The organism is Streptomyces sp. OfavH-34-F (genome assembly GCF_022347745.1).
Classification (GTDB): domain Bacteria; phylum Actinomycetota; class Actinomycetes; order Streptomycetales; family Streptomycetaceae; genus Streptomyces.
Map to the genome: position 1 here is coordinate 1 of NZ_JAKRGC010000621.1, position 1,297 is coordinate 1,297.

At 76.0% G+C, this 1,297-nt stretch carries 1 protein-coding gene and 1 pseudogene; one reads left to right on the forward strand and one right to left on the reverse strand.

What is annotated here, in order from left to right; genetic code table 11:
- A pseudogene (locus MHW47_RS35490) lies at positions 1–447 on the forward strand (beta-ketoacyl-ACP synthase); the annotation flags it as partial.
- A 9-nt stretch (positions 448–456) separates the two neighbouring features.
- On the opposite strand, the gene MHW47_RS35495 reads toward MHW47_RS35490, so the two are convergent.
- Positions 457–849 carry a VOC family protein gene (locus tag MHW47_RS35495; RefSeq protein WP_239227914.1) on the reverse strand — a complete coding sequence of 131 codons (393 nt, stop codon included), beginning with the start codon at positions 847–849 and terminating at the stop codon, positions 457–459.
- Between the last annotated feature and the right edge of the window lie 448 nt (positions 850–1,297).

Sequence of the window (1,297 nt, forward strand, 5' to 3'; positions counted from 1 at the left end):
ATCGCCGCCGACGCCCACCACATCACCGCGCCCGCGCCGGACGGCTCCGGCCAGATCTCCGCGATGCGCAAGGCGCTCGCCCGGGCCGGGATCGCCCCCGGCGCGATCGGCCACGTCAACGCCCACGCCACCGGCACCCCGGTCGGCGACGCCGCCGAGGCGCGCGCGATCCGGGAGGTCTTCGGGCACGCCTCAGTGACCGCGCCCAAGGCGTCGCTCGGGCACCTCTTCGGCGCGGCGGGGGCGATCGAGGCCGTCATCGCCGTGCTGAGCGTGGAGCACGGAGTCGTCCCGCCGACCCGCAACCTCGCCGGGGCGGGCGTCGATCCCGGCCTCGGTCTCGATGTGGTCGTGGAGCGGCGGGACGCCCCGCAGCGGGCCGTGCTCAGCAACTCGTTCGGCTTCGGCGGGCAGAACGTGTCGCTCGTCGTCACCGGCGCGCCGTGACCGGGCGCGTCAGTCCGGCTGGGTGGCGATCTGGATGAGGTTGCCGCAGGTGTCGTCGAAGACGGCGGTGGTGACCGTGCCCATCGCCGTGGGCTCCTGGAGGAAGTCGACGCCGAGGCCGCGCAGCCGCTCGTACTCCGCCTCGACGTCGTCGACGGCGAACTGGGCGAGCGGGATGCCGTCCCGCACGAGCGCGTCGCGGTAGGGGGCGACGGCCGGGTGACCGGCCGGCTCCAGGAGGAGCTGTGTGCCGTCGGGGTCGTCGGGTGCCACGACGGTGAGCCAGCGGGCCCCGCCGCCCACCGGCACGTCGTACTTCTTCACGAAGCCGAGGATCTCGGTGTAGAAGTGCTCGGCCTTGGCCTGGTCGTCGACGAAGACGCTGGTCAGGTGAATTCTCACGGCGCGCTCTCCTCTGGTCCGAAGGGGTCGGGTGGCGGCCACCGCTCGGCCGTCCGCCGCAGGGGCGCGGCGGACGTGCCTCCGGCGCGGCGCAGCCGTACCTCGCCACGCGGCACGGCGATGCGAGCGCGTGGTCGACGGGACGGGGCCGCGGCCTGCCGGAGGCGTCGAGAGTGTTCCACCTCTGCATGTTCACCGCGACCGCCCGCCGCCGCTCGCCGTCCGCGCGGCTCATGGCGGGGATGCCGCCCCCGGCCCCTGCCGGTACGGCCCCGGACACCGCCCCGGCCCCGGCGGCTGGTCGGGTGCGGTCCGAGGCCGTCCGGGACGATCCGGCCCGGACAGCTGGTGGGGTGGGCGGATCAGGGCGTCCAGGTCCCGCAGGAGCGCGCCGACCCGCCCGCCGCCGCCGGGGGCGGCCGGGTAGCGGGCGAGCACGTCGGCGACG